The organism is Diaphorobacter aerolatus (assembly GCF_014489535.1).
Lineage (GTDB): Bacteria > Pseudomonadota > Gammaproteobacteria > Burkholderiales > Burkholderiaceae_C > Diaphorobacter_A > Diaphorobacter_A aerolatus.
This window is the reverse complement of record NZ_CP060783.1, coordinates 384,935-404,015: the sequence shown is the minus strand read 5'-3', so window position 1 is coordinate 404,015 and position 19,081 is coordinate 384,935. Positions and strand designations below refer to the sequence as shown.

Sequence of the window (19,081 nt, the reverse complement as noted above, 5' to 3'; positions counted from 1 at the left end):
ACAGTCTGCCTGCCGTACAAGGTTTGAAACAATTTAAATGGGTTTTGCTCGCATTCAGACCTGCCCGATCAAGACCTGGACGCAATTTGCGCGCGCAGAGCCCGCAGAGCGCTCTTGATTCGCTGCGTGTTCTGCGGCCCCATGCGCAACAGAATCTTCTGGCCCGACGAGAGCGATTGCAGCCGGGGATCGGCAAATTCATAGCGCAACCAGGGTTGCTGCGAAGGCACCTCGCCCTGGACCTGAACCAGCTTGATCGCCAGCGGCCCCTGTGGCTCGGGCGTGGTCAGCAGGTGGTCGATCACCGCGACCAGCCGGTTGTTGAACTGCTTGCCGGGATAGCCGAGTTCCTCATAGCTGTGCTGCAGCACCGGATAGACGTGCTTGTAGACCGACGCGGCCTTGGCGGGATCGATTGCGGTAACGAAACCCACCACGCCGTCATAGCGCGCCGCGTTCTCGGGAGCGATCTGCATGCCGTCGTTGGTCTGCACCACCGCCATGCGTCCCCGGCGGGATGCAGCGGCCACAGGCGCGAGGCCACTTGCGCGCGTGGCAGGTTGTCAATCGTGGCGACGACGCGGTGGGCGAGCCCGTCGATAGCGACAAATCGCAGCACGCTGTCCTTGCCAAGCCACTGGGTCACCGTGTCTTCGAGCGCCGCATTGGCGTCGGCGGCAAGCGGCGGATTGCCCTTGTCGTCGGCCTCCGGTTCGAGCGGGTGATTCTCTTCGGCGACGGGCGCGGATACGGTGGTTTCGCGGTCTTGCGCGGGCGCGGTGGCGGCAGGCGCGGCCTCGCGTACTGGCGGCTCGATGGACGAGCGTTGCCAGTAGAGCCAGCCAGCCACCGCGAGCGCGGCGATCACCAGCACGCTCAGAGCGATCCTGATCGATCTGCCTCTGCGGTCGTCGCGGTGATACTGACGGGAAATGGGCTCTTGTCCTTGCTCCATGACGATGACTCCAGGCTGCGGCGAATGCCCTACCTTACCAAGACAGCGACAAGGCCCGGAGATCGGCGGTGTTTGCGCATGTATCCCGACTGGACCGGGTTGAATCGATTCACTGGGATAATCGCCCCCTCCATGATCACCCTTCGCAATGTCACCCTGCGCCGCAGCGCGCGCGTGCTGCTGGACAGCACCTCCGTCACCATCAACCCCGGCGAAAAAGTCGGACTGGTCGGGCGCAATGGCGCGGGCAAGTCCACGCTGTTTGCCCTGCTCAATGGCAGCCTCCATGAAGATGCGGGCGAATTCCACATTCCCGCGCACTGGCTCATGGCCCAGGTCGAGCAGAACATGCCCGAGACCTCGGAATCGGCAACCGCATTCGTGCTTGACGGCGATTCGCGTCTCACCGAACTGCGCGCCGCGCTGCACGAGGCCGAGGTCGCTGGCGACGGCATGGCCATCGCCCAGGCACATTCCGACCTCGCCGATGCCGGCTTTCACGACGCGACGTCGCGGGCCCAGTCGCTGATTCTGGCCTCGGCTTTCAGGTACACGAGCTGGAACGGCCGGTGAACAGTTTTTCCGGCGGCTGGCGCATGCGCCTGCAACTCGCCCGCGCGCTGATGAGCCCGAGCGATCTGCTGCTGCTGGACGAACCCACGAATCACCTGGATCTGGACGCCCTCGTCTGGCTCGAAGCCTGGCTCAAGCGCTATGCCGGCACGCTCATCGTGATCAGCCACGACCGGGAATTTCTCGACGCGGTGACCGACGTCACCCTGCACATCGAGAACGCCAAACTGACGCGCTATGGCGGCAACTACAGCAAGTTCGAGGAACTGCGTGCCCAGCAACTGGTGCTTCAACAGTCGAGCTACGAACGCCAGCAGGACAAGATTGCTCACCTGCAGAAGTTCATCGACCGCTTCAAGGCCAAGGCCTCCAAGGCCAAGCAGGCGCAAAGCCGGGTCAAGGCCATCGAGCGCATGGAGAAGATTGCGCCGGTGCTGGCCAGCGCGGATTTCAGCTTCGAATTCAAGGAACCGGCCAACCTGCCCAATCCGATGCTCGCGATCAGCGACGCGAGCTTCGGCTACCGCACCGAGGACGGCATGCAGGCCACCACCATCCTGCACGGCGTCAACCGCTCGGTGCTGGCCGGTCAGCGCATCGGCATCCTGGGCGCGAACGGCCAGGGCAAATCGACACTGGTCAAGACCATTGCGCGCGAGATGTCGCAGCTCGCCGGAACGGTCACCGAGGGCAAGGGACTGAACATCGGCTATTTCGCGCAGCAGGAACTCGACGTGCTGCGACCCGACGATTCACCGCTCGTGCACATGGTCCGGCTCGCCAAGGAACTCGGCCCGGACTCGAAGGAGCCCTCGCGCGAACAGGATCTGCGCAATTACCTTGGCAGCTTCAATTTCAACGGCGACATGGTCGGCCAGGCCGTAGGCACCATGAGCGGCGGCGAAAAGGCGCGGCTGGTGCTCGCCATGATCGTCTGGCAACGCCCCAACCTGTTGCTGCTCGACGAGCCGACCAACCACCTGGACCTCACGACGCGTGAGGCGCTGTCGATGGCGATCAACAGCTTCGACGGCACCGTCATGCTCGTGAGCCACGACCGCGCGCTGCTGCGTTCCGTGTGCGACGATTTCTGGCTGGTCGGGCGCGGCAAGGTAGATCCGTTTGACGGCGATCTCGACGATTACCAGCGCTATCTGCTCGACGAATCCAAGCGCCTGCGCGAACAGGCCAGGCAATCTCAGGAAACGGTGGTTGTTCCGGTGCAGGTGGTGGCCCAGGCTCCGGCAATCGACGCCTCCCAGGGCAAGGGCGATCCGCGTGAGCAGCGCCGCCTGGCTGCGCTGGCGCGCCAGCAGGTCGCCGAAAAGACCAAGCCCTACAGGAAGGAACTCGATCAGATCGACAAACGCCTGCCCCAGCTTGCGAGCGAGCGCGCGGCGCTTGAGCTCAAGCTGGCCACCGCGGGCCTGTCGGGTGCCGACATCGCCGAGGCGGGTCGTCAGCTCAAGGCGGTGAACGACTCCATCGAACGGTCGGAAGAGCGTTGGCTGGAGCTATCGGGGCAAATCGAGGCTATCCAGCAGGAAATGGGTGCGACGGCCTGAGGCAGTGGAATATTCGGAAAATTTGTATCGCATATTCAAGAAACGACATTCAATGCGTGAGGTAATTCCTTGTCAGCATTGAATGAATTTCAAAATATATCGATCAAAACCGAAGTGCAAAAAACTTTGAATGCGCTGTCAACGCAAACCCTTGGAGACGCGTTGAACACGCATCTAAGGAGTTTTCTGAAATGATCTTCACCGCAATTCTCGCAGCCTGGCCCGATGATGAACGTGATCGCAAGCGTGCACCCGTCCGCTTCTGAGATGATTCGTTCGAGTCAGCTGGAGCTCGTGATTTCCAGCCCCTTTCAACGACGCAAGGCAGTGAACGTTCCATAGTTGTTCAGTACACACGGCCTCGGTCCTCACACAAAACCCCGCAATGCGGGGTTTTTGTTTTTGTCCATCAGATTTCAATGGCGCGGATTGAATCTGGCGCCATGAACAGGGACGGTGGAGCCTCACGATCATGTTTCGAGCGCGTTGAAAATGTAAGGCAAGCGTGTTTGGAATTCGGCCTTCTAAGTTTCATTTGATGGTTGAGATATTGTCTCCAACCCTTTGATTTTTAAATAAAAACACCTCAAATTTTTCTTCTTCACGGATATCCGCGTAAACCCTCGGTAAATTTGCATTTCCTTTCGAGTGGGTGTCAACGAACAAAGATCGCTCAGCGTTGAACACTCACAAAGGAGTTTTCACATGACCACCATTGCTACCCTCGCTGCCTGGCCCGACGACGAACGTGATCGCAAGCGCGCTCCCCTGCGTTTCTGAACGGTTCAGACCGCCTGGAAGCTGATGTTCAGATGCCGTTTCGTGTATCACCGCCTCAGTTGAACCTCGCGCAGCGGCCCGGCTTCACGCCATCTCCGCCCATCCTGTAGCTCAGCGCTACCTTCGAGCCAAAAAAAACCCGCAATCGCGGGGTTTGGCTTTTTCGGGGTGCCGTTTTTGGCTTCCCCGGAATTCGACAGATCAATGCATGTGCAGACCGCCGTTGACCGAGAAGTCGGCGCCGGTGGCATAGCCACCTTCATCCGAGGCCAGCCAAGCGATGATCGAGGCGATTTCGCTCGGCTCGCCCAGACGCTTGACCGGGACCGAGCCGACGATCTTCTCGAGCACTTCAGGGCGAATCGCCTTGACCATGTCCGTGCCGATATAGCCCGGGCTCACAGTGTTGACGGTCACGCCCTTGTTGGCGAGTTCCTGCGCCAGCGCCATCGAGAAGCCGTGCATGCCGGCCTTCGCTGCGGAATAGTTGGTCTGTCCGGCCTGGCCCTTGGCGCCGTTGACCGAGCTGATGTTGACGATCCGGCCCCAGCCTTTTTCGACCATGTCGCTGACCACCTGCTTGGTGACGTTGAACATCGAGTTGAGGTTGGTCTCGATCACCGCGTCCCAGTCTTCGCGCGACATCTTCACGAACATGCGGTCACGCGTGATGCCCGCGTTGTTCACCAGCACGTCGATCGTGCCGTGTTCTGCCTTGGCCTTGGCGAACGCGTCAACGGTCGAATCCCAGTCGCCCACGTTGCCCACCGATGCATAGAAGTCGTAGCCCTGGGCCTTCTGCTCACCCAGCCACTTTGCATGGTCGCGAGTGGGACCGCAGCCTGCGATCACCTTGAAACCTTCCTTGTGCAGACGCTGGCAAATCGCGGTACCGATGCCGCCCATTCCCCCTGTGACGTACGCTACTTTTTGACTCACGACTATCTCCTTTGTTAATGATTCATCCGATACGGATTCACTCTACCCAAGATTGCGCGCAGCACACTGCAGGAAAACACTGGCTGCTACGAATGCTCACACTTTATTGGCGGAGTGAATTGATCCCGTCACATTTTCATGCTCGTTCCACAGCCAGCGAAACGCCCATGCCGCCGCCGATGCACAGTGCGGCAATGCCCTTTTTCGCACCACGCTGCTCCATCTCGTGCAGCAGCGAAACCAGTACGCGGCAGCCGGATGCGCCGATCGGGTGGCCCAGCGCAATCGCACCGCCGTTAACGTTGACCTTGGCGGGATCCACGCCGAGTTCCTTGTTGACCGCGCAGGCCTGTGCCGCGAAGGCTTCGTTGAGTTCGAACAGATCGACGTCTTCGACCTTCCAGCCAGCGCGCTTGAGCACCTTCTTGGTGGCGGAGACCGGGCCCATGCCCATGATCGTTGGATCAAGTCCGGTCGTGCCGTAGGCAACGATGCGTGCAAGCGGGGTGAGGCCGAGTTCCTTGGCCTTGGAGGCCTTCATCACGACCACAGCGGCCGCTCCATCATTGAGACCGGACGCATTGCCCGCGGTCACCGAACCCGCCTTGTCGAACGCCGGGCGCAGCCGTTCGAGCGCCGCCTCGTCGGTCTTGCGATTGATGAATTCGTCGGCCTCGAATTTGACGGGATCGCCCTTCTTCTGCGGGATTTCCACAGCGACGATTTCATTCTTGAAACGACCGGCATCCTGCGCGGCAGCGGCCTTCTTCTGGCTTGCGAGCGCAAGCGCGTCCTGCTGTTCGCGCGAGACGTCGAATTGCTTGGCCACGTTCTCCGCCGTAATGCCCATGTGGTAGTGGTTGTAGGCGTCCTGCAGGCCGTCCACGATCATGGTGTCCACGAGCTTCCAGTCGCCCATGCGCATGCCGTCGCGCGAATTGGGCAGCACGTGGGCAGACGCGCTCATGTTTTCCTGACCGCCCGCGACGACGATTTCGCTGTCGCCGGTGGCAATCGACTGCGCCGCGAGCATCACCGCCTTGAGGCCCGAGCCGCAGACCGCGTTGATCGTGAGTGCCGGGGTTTCCTTGGCGACGCCCGCCTTCATCATGGCCTGGCGTGCCGGATTCTGGCCCGCGCCCGCGGCCAGTACCTGGCCCATGATGACTTCGCCAACCTGATCGAGCGGCACCTTGGCGCGCGACAGCGCCTCCTTGATCACGATGGCACCGAGTTCGGTGGCGGGAATCTTGGCGAGACTTCCGCCGAACTTGCCTACCGGCGTGCGTACAGCGGAAACGATGACGATTTCTTCACTCATGACTGACAGTCCTTTTCAAACGATTCGGCAACCACCTGCCAGGCGCTGCCGAGGTTGGTGACAACATCGCCTGCGGCATGGGTTCCCGACACTTACACAAGATTCTTGCGGAGCTTTGCGACACTGCGTGCGCTGACTTACCCTGTCATGACTTGCCCTTAGAGGCCACCGCAGAATGTGAATTCAAGGGCGGCAAAACGGCAGCTTGCGGAGCGCGTCAGCCCACGCTTTGCGCTTCAGGCCTTTTGCTTGACGTAGCTTCCCGGAGCAGGCTCCAGCGCCTTGAACCGGGCACCCTTGCCATAGGTCTTGGGTGCGGCGATCTGCTTGCCCGCGTGACCCGAAAGCCAGCCAGACCAGTCGGTCCACCAACTGCCCGGGTGTTCGGTCGCACCATCGAGCCAGTCGTCGAACGACGCCGGGAAGCGGGTCTGCGCCTGAACCCAGTAGCTGCGCTTTTTCTTCACCGGCGGATTGATCACTCCGGCGATATGGCCGGATGCACCCATCACGAAGCGCTTCTTGCCGGGGAATATCTGTGTGGACGCATACGCGCCCTGGATCGGCACGATGTGGTCTTCGCGCGAGCCGTAGATGTAGAGCGGCAGATCGACCTTGGACAGATCCAGCGTCTCGCCGCAGACCGTCACGCCATCGGGCTTGGGCAGGTTGTTCTCGAGGTAGAAATTGCGCAGATACCATGCATACCAGGGTCCCGGCAGATTCGTCGAATCGCTGTTCCAGTAGAGCAGGTCGAATGCGGGCGGCGTTTCCCCTTGAGGTAGTTGCCGACCACGTAGTTCCATACCAGATCGTTGGGACGCAGAAAGCTGAAGGTCGAGGCCAGGTCCTGCCCCTTCATCAGCCCACCGCCGCCCATCTGCATTTCACGGAAACGCACGAAGTTCTCGTCGATGAAGACGTCGAGAATTCCGGTATCGGTGAAGTCCACCAGCGCCGTGAGCAGCGTCGCGCTCGCGACGGGCGATTCGCCTCGTGCCTGGAGCACGCCCAGCGCGTTGACCAGCATGGTGCCGCCGACGCAGAAACCCAGCGCGTTGATCTTCTCGGCGCCGCTGATTTCCTGCACTGTCTCGATGGCCTTGATCACGGCGTCCTCGATGTAGTCGTCCCACGTGGCGTTGCCCATGGACTCGTCCGGATTGCGCCAGCTCACCACAAAGGTGCGGTGGCCTTCGGAGACCAGATAACGGATCACGGAGTTATCGGGCTGCAGATCAAGAATGTAGAACTTGTTGATGCACGGCGGCACGAGCAGGAAGGGCCGTTCATAGACCTTGGCCGTGAGCGGCTTGTATTCGAGAAGCTGGAAATACTCGTTCTCGTAGACCACCGCGCCTTCCGTGGTGGCGACATTGCGGCCGACCTCGAACTGGCTCTCGTCGGTCATCGAGATATGGCCCTGGCGCATGTCGTGCAGCAGGTTGGCCACGCCCTTGGCGATGCTCTCGCCCTTGGTGTCGATGGCCATCTTCTGGGCATCAGCATTGAAGGCCAGGAAGTTGCTCGGAGACATTGCCGCCAGCCACTGCTCCACGCCGAACCGGATGCGCTGGCGCGTCTTTTCATCGCCCTGAACCGCGTCTGCCATGCCCAACAGGGCGTTCGCCTGCAACATGTAGGCCGAAGCGACCGCGGAAGCAACCGGATTCTGCGTCCAGCCCTCGCCCTTGAAACGGCGGTCGGACGGTGGCTCGGCCTGAGCCTGCAGCCCGCCCGAAATCAGGGCCTGCAGTTCCTTCAGGTAGTTTTGCTGAAGCTCCTTGAGCTTGTCGGGCGAAATGTTGACCTGGGACTGTGGATTCATCGCCGCCAGCGCGCCGAGTTCGGCAGGCGGCATTGATTGCATCATCTTGCTCCAGTTCTCTGCCCACATTTGCTGGAGTTGGCGGGCTCCGTTGGCCCATTGTGCGTCAGAATCCATGGTGTCTCCTACGTTCTGGTTGCTTGCTGACTTTCGAGAATCAGTCACAGCATCCTACCGCTTGCGGCCAGCGTTTCCCTTACTTCGTCCGGGCCGATCCCGCTTTAGTTGTTTCGGAGTTTTACCAAATATGGTGTTAGTGCTGATAGTGATCGGCTGGTTGTACGTCGCGCTGATGGTGGCCGTGGCAGAGGCCAGCGCCATCAACGGCAGCGTGCTCGGCGCGCTCGTCACCTTCGTGCTCTACGGGCTGCTGCCGGTATCGATCATTGCCTACATCTTCAGCACGCCCGCACGCAAACGCCTGCGCAAGGCGCGCGAGGAACAGGCCGAGCGGCAGTGGCGGCAAGCCCAGCAGGAGGCAGCAGCCAGGCCGGTGCCTGCCCCTGCCGGCGATTCAGCCGTCGATCCAGACGGCGGCGGCCAACCGCCCGCTGCCGCCAAGAATGCGCTGATCGCGCCGGTACGAGAAGAACCTTGACGGGTTGCTGAACGTGCACCACGCTACGGTACCGTCATTGCCGTGAACGGAACGCACTCCCGCACGCTCGAGCCTGTGCCGCGCAATCCCGGCGAGATCGGCGAGGAATTTATTTTCCCCCAGCGCGCTGAAGAAAACCTCGGCACTGGCGTCCGCATCACAGAAGGCGGCGCGAACCTCGGCTCCGACCTCAAAAGCCTTGGATCCGATGCATGGCCCGAGCCAGGCAAATACCGCCTCGGACGGGTCGAACCGCTGCACCGCCTCTTCAAGCACGCCCACTCCGGTCGCCGAACCTGCAAGACCGCGCCAGCCCGCGTGGGCCGCCGCGACCCGATCACCGGCCGCGTTGGTGAACAGCACTGGCAGGCAGTCGGCCACCATGATGACGCAGGCCACGCCAGCCTCCTGCGTCGTGCAGGCATCGGCCTCGATGCCATCGGGCGTGTTCCGGCGAATCGACTCCACATGGGTGCCGTGAACCTGATTCATGAACACCGGACTCGCCGTTTGACCGGGTGACGAGAGCGCGAGAGCCCGCGTGAACACCGCGCGATTCGCCTTGACGGTCGCCGGATCATCGGCCACATGCTCGCCCAGATTGAGACTGTCCCACGGCGCCACGCTGACGCCACCGGCGCGCGTGGTGCACAGCGCGCGCACATGGGCCGGTGCGGGCCAATCGGGCGTCAACCAGTCGTAGGGAGCGGCGTAGGCTTGCCGCACCTCAGGCCTCGGCATCCGGGCAGGCAGACGGCTGCGCGTTCTGAAACGCAGGCAATTCCATGCAGTTTTTGAATGCCGCAAGCGTCAGGTTCAGTCCATCGAGATCGACGTGAAAACGCTGGGCATTGAAGATCAGCGGCACCAGGCAGCAGTCGGCGAGCGTCGGCGTATCACCCCAGCAATAGCGCGACGCGGTCTGGCCGGCAGCGGCTCGCTCACGCGCCAGCAGCGCAAGCTGGCGCTCAAGGGCCGTGAGGCCATTGCGTGTCCAGTGGCGATACCACGCGTCCTTGCCCGACTCATCCACCATCAGATCGTTGCGCAGGTGCTTGAGCACCCGCAGATTGGTGAGCGGAGAGATCTCGCAGGCGATCATCTGTGCAAGCGCCCGCACGTGCGCGCGGCCGAGTGCGTCGGCAGGCAGCAGCGGCGGCTGCCTGTGCGTCTCGTCCAGATATTCGATGATCGCCATCGACTGCACGAGCAGGTGGCCCTCATCGGTTTCGAGTGAAGGGACCAAGGTGTCGCCCACCCGCCCGGCGTAGGCGGGATCGCGGTGCTCCGCGCGCACAAGGTGCACGGGCACATACTCATACGTCAATCCCTTGAGCGCGAGCGCGATGCGCACCCGGAACGAAGCGGAGGAGCGAAAGTAGTTGAACAGCTTCATGGGAAGCAAAGCATACGCAAGCTCGCCCGATTGCGCCAGCGTGGGCACTACTATGTTCAAGCCCGCTTGGTGCGTGGCACACTGTGGCAGTCCATGCCGCGCCAGCGCTGCACATCTTCAACATATCAGCAGACATCCCAGACCATGAGCTACGCATTCACTCCCGCTCCCATTGCCACCGTGCCGGTCGTCGGCAGCGACGCGCTTTTCCCGGTGCATCGCATCTACTGCGTGGGCCGTAACTACGCCGAGCACGCCAAGGAGATGGGCTTCTCGGGCCGTGAGGCGCCGTTCTTCTTCCTGAAACCGGCCGATGCCGTGATGGTCGTCGGCGATGGCGCAACCGGAGAAATGCCCTACCCCACGCTCACCAAGGATTTGCACCACGAGATCGAACTCGTGGTGGCGCTCGGCAAAGGCGGCAAAAACATCAAGGCCGCCGATGCCGCGAGCCACATCTTCGGCTATGCCGTGGGCCTGGACATGACGCGCCGCGACCTTCAGGCCGAAGCCAAGAAGCAAGGCCGTCCGTGGGACATCGCCAAGGGCTTTGACCACAGTGCGCCGATCACGCCCATCGTTCCCGCAGACCAGGCGGGCGACATCGCGAACGCGGCCATCTGGCTCGAGGTGAATGGTGCGAAGCGCCAGTCAAGCGACGTGACCAAGCTGATCTGGTCGATTGCCGAAACCATCGAAGCGCTCTCGCAGGCCTGGGAGCTGCAAGCCGGTGACCTGATCTTCTCGGGCACCCCGAGGGCGTGGCCGCCGTCGTCAAGGGCGATGTGCTGGAAGGCGGCGTCACGGGTCTGCCCGCGCTGAAGGTCAAGCTCGTCTGAGACCGAACTGGACCGTGGGCCGCAGAAGCGCAAGCCACTCATCGGCTCGGCCTGCCTGCCCATGCCATCCTGCGCCACCACCAGAACCAACCCATGACATTTCGCGCCCCCGTTCGTTTTTGCCGCAACTGCGGCACCGCCGTTGAGAACCGCATCCCCGACGATGGCGACACGCGCACGCGCGCCGTCTGTCCGTCCTGCCACACGATTCATTACGACAACCCGCTCAACGTGGTCGGCACCATCCCGGTGATGCCGGACGGGCGCGTGCTGCTGTGCAAGCGCAACATCGAGCCGCGCTGGGGCAAGTGGACGCTGCCTGCCGGTTTCATGGAACTCAACGAAACCACCTCGGAAGGCGCGGCACGCGAAACGGATGAGGAAGCCGGTGCGCAAATCCGCATGGGGCGGCTGTTCTCGCTGGTCAACGTGCCGCACGTCGGGCAGGTGCACCTTTTCTACCGTGCCGATCTGTTGAGCGATCAGTTCCATCCGGGCCATGAAACCATCGAGGCGCGATTGTTTCGCGAGGATGAAATCCCGTGGGACGAGATTGCCTTTCGCACCGTGAGCACCACGCTGCGCCTGTGGTTCGAGGACTGCAAAAGCGGCGTCGTGCAGGTACACGACGTCGACCTCCAGGCACCCAAGGCGTTTGCCTGAGTCGCGTTCTCAGAGCTGCGAGCGAAACGGCATCACCACCAGCTCCAGCAGGCGCTGCTTGAGCGAGCGGTTCTCCCACATTTCCAGCGTGTATTCGCGGCACTGTTCCAGATCGGTCTCGAACACCTGCGTCATGTTGGCGGCGAACACCTCGTCGTACACGTTCAGGCTCGCCTCGTCGTTCAGGCGAAACGAACGCACGTCGAAATTCGTGGAACCTACGGACACCATTTCACCGTCAAGAATCAACAGCTTGTTGTGCATCATCGTGGGCAGGTACTCGTAGATCTTCACGCCGCGCGCCAGCAGGTCGCCCCAGGTGGCCTTGGAGGCGGTTCGCACCGATCCGGAATCGATGTGCTTGCCGGGAACCGTGATGCGCACCTTCACACCGCGCTCAAGCGCCGCTATCAGTGCCTTGATGATCAATTCGTCGGGTACGAAATACGCGGCCTGCAGGTCGATGGTGCGGGTTGCCGCCGCAATCGACATCAGATACATCAGGTGCATGCTCTCGCTGCCGCCCGCAGGCGATGCGATGAACAGTTGCGCATCGGTCGGACCGTGACGCTGCTGGGCCGGAAAGTAGTCCTCGCCCGTCAGCACCTGGCCCGTGGTCTTGATCCAGTTGTCGTTGAACGCGGCCTGCGCCTGTAGCACGACAGGGCCGCTGAAACAGAAATGCAGATCGCGCCAATGGTCCTCGTCCTGGGCATGGCCCTGCCATTGATCGGCAATGCCGACACCGCCGGTGAACGCGGTTTCGCCATCAACGATCAGCAATTTGCGGTGCGTGCGATTGTTCATCCGGTCAACGGTGTACCAACGCAATGGGCGGTAGCGCTGCACCTCGGCACCGGCTTTCTTGACGCGCTCGATCAGGCGCTCCTCCATCTTGAGCGAACCTGCCCAGTCGAGCGTGATGTGTACCTTGACGCCCGCGAGCGCGCGCTCGGCCAGCGCGTCCGCGAATTCCTCGCCAATGTCGCCGGACCAATAGATGTAGGTCTCGAAGCAAATGCTGGTTTTGGCAGCGCGCACGCTCTCCAGCATCGCGGGAAAGATCTCGTCGCCGTTCTGGAGCGCCCGTATATGGTTGCCGCCGACGATGGCAGGTCCGAGCAAATTGCCCATGTCGCGGCGAAATTGCTCGCCGCGCACCGGATAGAGATGCTTGACGCGTCGCTCGATCTTTTTTTCGGACAGCGTGAAATTGCTCGCCACCACCACGACCAGCAGCGTCACCACCACCGTGCAGACTATGGTCCAGAACATGGTATTTTTTTCTTCTGCCATCAAGGCGTGAGAACCGCGCAAAACCGTGCGCTCTCACCCGGCTGGTGAAGCGACGACAACGGCAAGGCGCGGCGACGGCTCAGACTAAGGCACTCGTGATCGGTCGCATGTAGGACAGCGGTGCGCCGTCGTGTCGCAACTTGCGACACGCGGCCCATGCGCTCACAACGGCTCGCCTTAGTTCGGGCCGATGGCGGCGGGAGCGCCGCGCTGCACTGGCGACGTGATCACCACGCCCGGCACCGGCGCTGGCGGCTGTACCTGCTGGCCACCGCCAGGCATGGGCGGCGGCGCGCTGTTGGCGGGTTGCGGCATGTATTCCGGGGGCGTCGGTATGGGTGACGGCATGGGCGGCTGCACGGGTTGCGGAACCGGCTGGGGGCCGGATTGGGCGGCTGCGCCGGTTGCTGCGCGGGCGTCACGATCTGGCCATTCACCGGCATTGGCGGCGCGCCGCCCGATGCCGGGGCGGGACCGATCTGCAGCGGCTGGCGCGTAGCCGGAGGTGTCCAGAACGGATCCTGGGATTCGCCTGCGCCAGATGGCGGCGGCTCGGGGTCGGCTGCGGGCGTGGCGTTCTGTAGTGGCGTGAGTGGCGCTTCACCGATCTCGGGACGTTGGTCGTCGTAAGTGACGGGTGCCTGCTGGGTGCGCGGCGGCAGTTGCGAACCCTGCACCTGCGGCGTGGTCGCGGCAGGCGGCTGGACCTGATCGGTGGAACGGCCGAACAGATCAACCACCCAGTTGCGCACCGAGCCAATGGCATCGCCGATGATGCTCTGTTCCGGCTCATTGACGAACTTCAGATTGGTGTCGACCATCTTGGCGCGGATCGCCTGCTGGAACACCTGACCGACGATCGGCAGTGCACTGTGCGCGCCCTGCCCCAGTAGTCGCTGCGCAGCGTGATGCGGCCATCGTTGAATCCGACCCACGCGCCCGCGACCATCTGCGGATGCATCATGATAAACCAGCCATCGGTGTTGTCCTGCGTGGTGCCGGTCTTGCCGGCCACATCGGCATTGATTCCGTAGCGCGAGCGGATCGCCACGCCCGTGCCCTTGTTGATCACCGCGCGCATGGCATCGCGCAACTGCTGCGCGGGCGTGAGCGCCAGTGCGCGCTGCGGCTTGGCGGTGCCGAATTCTTCGAGCACCTTGCCGTCCTTGTCTTCGATGCGTGTGATCACCGTGGGAGCGATATAGGCACCCGCACCGGCAATGGTTCCATACGAGGCGACCATCTCCTTGAGCGTCACCGGGCTCGTGCCGAGCGCCAAGGCCGGCACCTCGTCGAGCTTTGATTCGCGCACACCCATCGCCCGCGCCAGTTGCGCCACGCGCTCGGGCCCGACCTGCTGCATGACCTGGGCGGTGATGATGTTCTTGGAATACGCCAGACCGTCCGCCAGCGTCATCGGCGCATAGGTCGGAGCCGAGTCGTCGGTGGGCTTCCAGACCTGCCGACCGCCGTCGAGCGGAATCTCGATCGGTTCGTCCATGAAGGTATCGCCGGGCTGCATGCCCTTGGCGAAAGCCGCGCCATAGACAAACGGCTTGAAGGTCGAGCCCGGCTGGCGGCGTGCGGCCTGCACATGGTCGAACGGGTCCTGCGCATAGTCGCGGCTGCCGACCCAGGCGAGGATCGTGCCGTCGCGTGGATCCATGGCCAGAAAACCTGCCTGCAACCGCGTCTTCTGCTGTTTGAGCTTGCCCATGAAATCGCTGTTGTCGAGCAGACTCTTGAGCGCCTCGTCCGGGTCGCCACCCTTGGCCACGGCCTGCTCATACTGCGCCGATTCGCGCACCAGTTTCTGCACCAGCGCACTCTTGGCGCCCCACACGCTCTGGGGTGCCCACGCCTTGTTGGCAACGGCCTGCAGCGCCTTGCCCTGCTTTTCGATGGCCTCGTTGGCCAGTTCCTGAAGCCGTCCGTTGATGGTTGTGCGGATCACCAGTCCGTCGGAATGAAGGCTGTAGCCCTCGCGGTCGGCCCAGTCGATGAGCTGGCGGCGCAACTGCTGCGCGAGGTGCGGTGCAAGGCCATTGACCTCGGCCTGACGCTCGAACCGGATGCGCAGCGGACGCTTGCTCAGCGCATTGAAGTCGGCCTCCGAGAGCTTCTCGCGCTTTTTCATCTGCGCGAGCACGGTGTTGCGGCGGTCCTGTGCGCGCTCCGGATTGAGCACCGGGTTGTAGTAGACCGTGCCCTTGAGCATGCCGATCAGCGTGGCGCTTTCGATCACGTTGAGTTCATGCGCCGACTTGTCGAAATAGGTGCGCGCCGCCATCTCGATGCCGAACGCGTTGTAGAGGAACGGCACGGTGTTGAGATACGTCTCCAGGATCTCGTCCTTGGAGTAAGTCATCTCGATCTTGAGCGCCGTGATCGCTTCCTTGAGCTTGCGGTTGAGCGTGGGTGCGCGGCCGATTTCCTCGGGATAGAGGTTGCGTGCCAGTTGCTGCGTGATCGTCGAGCCACCCTGCTTGTTGCCGCCGAGCGTGCGCACGACCGCCGAGAGCGTGCGCCTCCAGTCGAGGCCGAAGTGGTCGTAGAAACGATGATCCTCGGTGGCGATCAACGCGTCCTTCACGGGCTGGGCAATCTGGTCAAGCGGCATCCACTCGCGGTTGATCCACTTGTATTCGGCGAGCAGCCGCCCATCGGCCGACACCAGTTGCGCGGGCTGATCGGTCTTGGCCTTGCGCAGATCGCTGATCGAGGGCGTGAACGGAATCAGGATCAGCACATAGAGAAACAGCGCAATCGGCCCCGCCGCCAGCAGCCACCACAGGTTGCGCTGGGATTTCCACGGCTTGCCGGGCCACGGGAAGCGCCTGAGCCTGTCCCGCGCCCGCTCCTTCATGGATTCGTCAGCAGGCCTGGCCTGCACGTTGTCTTCGCTGTTTGGGGCATGGCGCGTCGTCTGCTTCGGGGACAATCTTTTGAAATCAGCCGGGCGCGCGGCCCAGCAATGCCAGCATGGCGGCTTCGTCGAGCACCGTCACGCCGAGCTCCTGCGCCTTGTCGAGCTTGCTGCCCGCCTCGGCCCCGGCCACCACATAGCTGGTTTTCTTGCTCACCGAGCCCGAGACCTTTGCGCCAGCGGCTTCGAGCATGTCCTTGGCCTGATCACGGCTCAGCGTGGGCAGCGTGCCGGTGAGTACCACCGTCATGCCGCTGAGCAATTGCTCGCCCTGTTGTCTGGGCTCGCCCTCCTGCCAGGTCACGCCGCAGGCGCGCAGTTGTTCGACCACCTCGCGGTTGTGCGGCTGGGCGAAGAACGTGTGGATCGACTCGGCCACCACCGGCCCGACATCGTTGACCTGCAACAGCGCCTCGACGCTTGCGTCCATGATGGCGTCCAGATTGCCGAAGTGCTTCGCCAGATCCTTCGCCGTGGATTCGCCGACATGGCGAATACCCAGGCCGAACAAAAAACGCTGCAAGGTCGTCTGCTTGGATTTTTCCAGCGCCGCGAGCACGTTCTGTGCGGACTTCTCGGCCATGCGGTCGAGCGACGCCAACGCGCTCAGGCCCAGCCGGTAGAGATCCGGAAGCACGCGCACCACATTGCCTTCAACGAGCTGATCGACGAGCTTGTCGCCCAGCCCTTCGATGTCCATGGCACGGCGCGCGGCGAAATGCAGAATCGCCTCCTTGCGCTGCGCCGGGCAGAACAGGCCGCCCGAGCAACGATGGTTGGCCTCGCCCTTTTCGCGCACCACTTCGCTGCCGCAGATCGGGCATTGGGCGGGCATGCGGAAGTTCGGCACATAGTGCGGCCGCTCTCCCGGCACACGCCCCACCACTTCGGGAATCACGTCGCCCGCGCGGCGCACCACGACGGTATCGCCCTTGCGCACGTCCTTCTTGCGGATCTCGAAGATGTTGTGCAGCGTTGCATTCGTCACCACCACGCCGCCGACCTGCACCGGCACGAGTCGCGCCACGGGCGTGAGCTTGCCCGTGCGGCCGACCTGCACGTCGATGCCTTCGAGGCGCGTGGGCATCTCCTGCGCGGGATATTTGTGCGCCACGGCCCAGCGCGGCTCACGCGACTTGAAGCCCAGCTGGCGCTGTAGCGCGAGGCTGTTGACCTTGTAGACCACGCCGTCGATCTCGTATGGCAACGCCGCGCGCTCGGCACCCATGCGTTCGTGGAATGCGACCAGATCCGCCGCACCGCGCGCCACGCAGACTTGCGGGGCCACCGGAAAACCCCAGCCCTTGAGCGTCTGCAACATGGCGAAATGCGTCTGAAACACCGGTCCGCCATCGGAGGCCGCCGACACCTCGCCAAGGCCGTAGGCGAAGAACGACAGGCGTCGCTGCGCCGAGATACTGGAGTCGAGCTGGCGCACCGCACCCGCCGCCGCATTGCGTGGATTGGCGAACAGCTTGGCGCCCGCCGCCGCCTGCCGCTCGTTGAGCTTTTCCAGATCCGCACGGCGCATGTAGACCTCGCCGCGGACTTCGAGAACCGGCGGCACGTCCTTGTCGGCGGGCAGCGTCAACGGAATCTGGCGGATCGTGCGGATGTTGTGCGTCACGTCTTCGCCGACCTCGCCGTCGCCGCGCGTCGTGGCCTGCACGAGCATGCGGTTCTCGTAGCGCAGGTTCATCGCGAGGCCATCGAACTTGGGCTCCGCCACGTACTCGACCGGCGCAGCCGACACGGGCAACTCGAGTTCCTTGCGCACGCGCGCATCAAAGGCCAGCGCGCCGCTGGCCTCGTTGTCGGTCTCGGTCTGGATGCTGAGCATGGGCACCGCGTGGCGCACCGGCGTGAGCCCGTCGAGCACCGCACCGATCACGCGTTGCGTGGGCGAGTCGGGCGTGACGATCTGCGGATAGGCTGCCTCCAGCGCCTGCAATTGCTGGAACACGCGGTCGTACTCGCCGTCGGGCACCGTGGGCGCGTCCTGCACATAGTATTCATGCGCCCAGCGGCCCAACTGCTCGCGCAGGGCGTTCACCTTGGCGACCACCTTGGCAGGCACGTCCTGCGGCGACTCGGGGAAAAGATCAATGCTGTCGGACATGGCCGGATGCTTACTTACTTTCTGCCACCGCCGCCATGGATGCGGGCGGCTCGCAAGGATGCGCCTGCGGTGCGCACGAAACGACTCATTCCCAACGAAAACGGCCGCCATTGTGAATGAGCGGCCCTTGCATGGCAAACACAATGCCCACCATACTGTAACTGTCAGCTGAACAATCGCCGGGCCAGCGCCGAACCGGCAGACAACTCACGGCTGTCGAGCTTGTCATACAGGGTTTCCAGATCGGCGGCAATCGGGTCCATGGTCATCGCGGGAAGCGGCGTGCCGTTCTGGTCGCACAGCACGCCGTCCATGGTCTTGCACAGCTCGGCCGCCACCTCGCGCAAGCGCGCAAACGGCTGCTCCAGGCGGTTGACCTGGGCGACGTCGAGGCTCAGCAAAATGTCACGAATCGCCGATTGTTCGGGGTCATCCGAGAGCGCGGCCTGCGTGTCGTATGACAGCGTGAGCACCGGCGGAAGACCCGCCTCCGCAGCCGGCAGCACCAGGCGACCGGGCATGGCACCGGCCGTGAAACCCACCTTGGCGGCATTCTGCTGCACGTAGCCAGGGCTCCACGCCGCATGGCGCGCGCGCAGCATGAAGCTCAGTTGCGCATCGTGCTCGCTCGCGAACTGGTCAAGCTCGCGACCGCGCGCGACCTCGTGCAGCATGTCGGGAAAATCCACCGCCGCGCCGATGGCGTCGACAAAACTCTGCGTCTTCATCACGAATTCGGAAAACTCGATCTCGTTGAGTGCACCGAGACGATTGGCGAGCTGCACGCCCGCCTGGAATTGCCGGTAGCGCTGACCGGCAACAGGCCCTTCCCACTGCTGGTTCGATTCGTTCAGGCCCTCCACGGCGAACGGCTTGCTGCCCGCGCGGCGCGTGGCGGCAGCGCGGCGAGCGCCGCATCGCCCGAGACGATCTGGTCGGCGACGATGGGCGCGAGCGCATCGATCAGCGGATCGAGCCCGCCGCGACGCTCGGCCTGCGGCAGCGGCATTTGCAGCGCGTCCTTGAGATCGACCGAATGCCCGTCGAAACTCGGCTCGATGCCATGGTCGGGGCCGACGCTCTCGGAGCCGATTCCTTCAAATCCAGGCTCCAGGCGCTCCGGCTGCGCATCGGCTGCGAGTTCGTTTTCCACCGGGCTCGGGCGCTTGGGTGCATTGCGGTGCGTGGACCAGGCGTTGTAGCCGACGACGATCGCCAGCACGAGTCCGCCGGCGATGATTAATGCGATCTGAAAGGTACTCATGGTGAATTCGTGACGTGAG

At 63.0% G+C, this 19,081-nt stretch carries 9 protein-coding genes and 5 pseudogenes; 4 read left to right on the top strand and 10 right to left on the bottom strand.

What is annotated here, in order from left to right:
• Positions 1–68 precede the first annotated feature (68 nt).
• Positions 69–530, bottom strand: coding sequence for a DUF3014 domain-containing protein (locus H9K75_RS23325; protein ID WP_226858459.1), 462 nt, complete (start codon positions 528–530; stop codon positions 69–71).
• Positions 531–1,087: 557 nt separating this feature from the next.
• Between H9K75_RS23325 and abc-f the strand changes: the two are divergent.
• Positions 1,088–3,093: pseudogene (gene abc-f / locus H9K75_RS01920) on the top strand (ribosomal protection-like ABC-F family protein).
• A 981-nt stretch (positions 3,094–4,074) separates the two neighbouring features.
• Here abc-f and phbB read toward each other — a convergent pair.
• The 3 genes and pseudogenes from phbB to H9K75_RS01905 form a co-directional block, all read right to left on the bottom strand.
• The gene (phbB, locus tag H9K75_RS01915; RefSeq protein ID WP_187724558.1) at positions 4,075–4,812 is read right to left on the bottom strand and encodes an acetoacetyl-CoA reductase; all 738 of its coding nucleotides are present in this window, start codon (positions 4,810–4,812) and stop codon (positions 4,075–4,077) included.
• Positions 4,813–4,948: 136 nt separating this feature from the next.
• A complete protein-coding gene (locus tag H9K75_RS01910; protein WP_187724557.1) occupies positions 4,949–6,133 on the bottom strand; it encodes an acetyl-CoA C-acetyltransferase in 1,185 nt (394 codons plus the stop codon).
• A gap of 236 nt (positions 6,134–6,369) precedes the next feature.
• Positions 6,370–8,078, bottom strand: a pseudogene (locus H9K75_RS01905) (PHA/PHB synthase family protein).
• Positions 8,079–8,208: 130 nt separating this feature from the next.
• Between H9K75_RS01905 and H9K75_RS01900 the strand changes: the two are divergent.
• Positions 8,209–8,559 (top strand): hypothetical protein, encoded by a 351-nt coding sequence (locus H9K75_RS01900; protein WP_187724556.1) that lies wholly within the window; start codon positions 8,209–8,211, stop codon positions 8,557–8,559.
• On the opposite strand, the gene pgeF is transcribed toward H9K75_RS01900, so the two are convergent.
• The gene (gene pgeF / locus H9K75_RS01895; protein ID WP_187724555.1) at positions 8,476–9,300 is read right to left on the bottom strand and encodes a peptidoglycan editing factor PgeF; all 825 of its coding nucleotides are present in this window, start codon (positions 9,298–9,300) and stop codon (positions 8,476–8,478) included. The genes H9K75_RS01900 and pgeF overlap by 84 nt on opposite strands.
• Positions 9,287–9,955, bottom strand: coding sequence for a maleylacetoacetate isomerase (gene maiA, locus H9K75_RS01890; protein ID WP_187725867.1), 669 nt, complete (start codon positions 9,953–9,955; stop codon positions 9,287–9,289). The genes pgeF and maiA overlap by 14 nt, the downstream gene beginning before the upstream one ends.
• Positions 9,956–10,099: 144 nt before the next feature.
• Here maiA and H9K75_RS01885 point away from each other — a divergent pair.
• Positions 10,100–10,794: pseudogene (locus tag H9K75_RS01885) on the top strand (fumarylacetoacetate hydrolase family protein).
• A 93-nt stretch (positions 10,795–10,887) separates the two neighbouring features.
• Positions 10,888–11,457: an NUDIX hydrolase gene (locus tag H9K75_RS01880; protein WP_187724554.1), complete on the top strand. Its 570-nt coding sequence runs from the start codon at positions 10,888–10,890 to the stop codon at positions 11,455–11,457.
• A gap of 9 nt (positions 11,458–11,466) precedes the next feature.
• Here H9K75_RS01880 and H9K75_RS01875 read toward each other — a convergent pair whose 3' ends face one another.
• The 4 genes and pseudogenes from H9K75_RS01875 to H9K75_RS01860 form a co-directional block, all read right to left on the bottom strand.
• On the bottom strand, positions 11,467–12,732 hold the full coding sequence (locus tag H9K75_RS01875) for a phospholipase D-like domain-containing protein (protein WP_187724553.1): 1,266 nt from the start codon (positions 12,730–12,732) through the stop codon (positions 11,467–11,469).
• Positions 12,733–12,980: 248 nt separating this feature from the next.
• Positions 12,981–15,619 (bottom strand): annotated as a pseudogene (locus H9K75_RS01870) (transglycosylase domain-containing protein).
• A gap of 85 nt (positions 15,620–15,704) precedes the next feature.
• A complete protein-coding gene (ligA, locus tag H9K75_RS01865; RefSeq protein ID WP_187724552.1) occupies positions 15,705–17,798 on the bottom strand; it encodes an NAD-dependent DNA ligase LigA in 2,094 nt (697 codons plus the stop codon).
• Between the two features lie 164 nt (positions 17,799–17,962).
• Positions 17,963–19,062: pseudogene (locus H9K75_RS01860) on the bottom strand (cell division protein FtsZ).
• Positions 19,063–19,081: the final 19 nt, after the last annotated feature.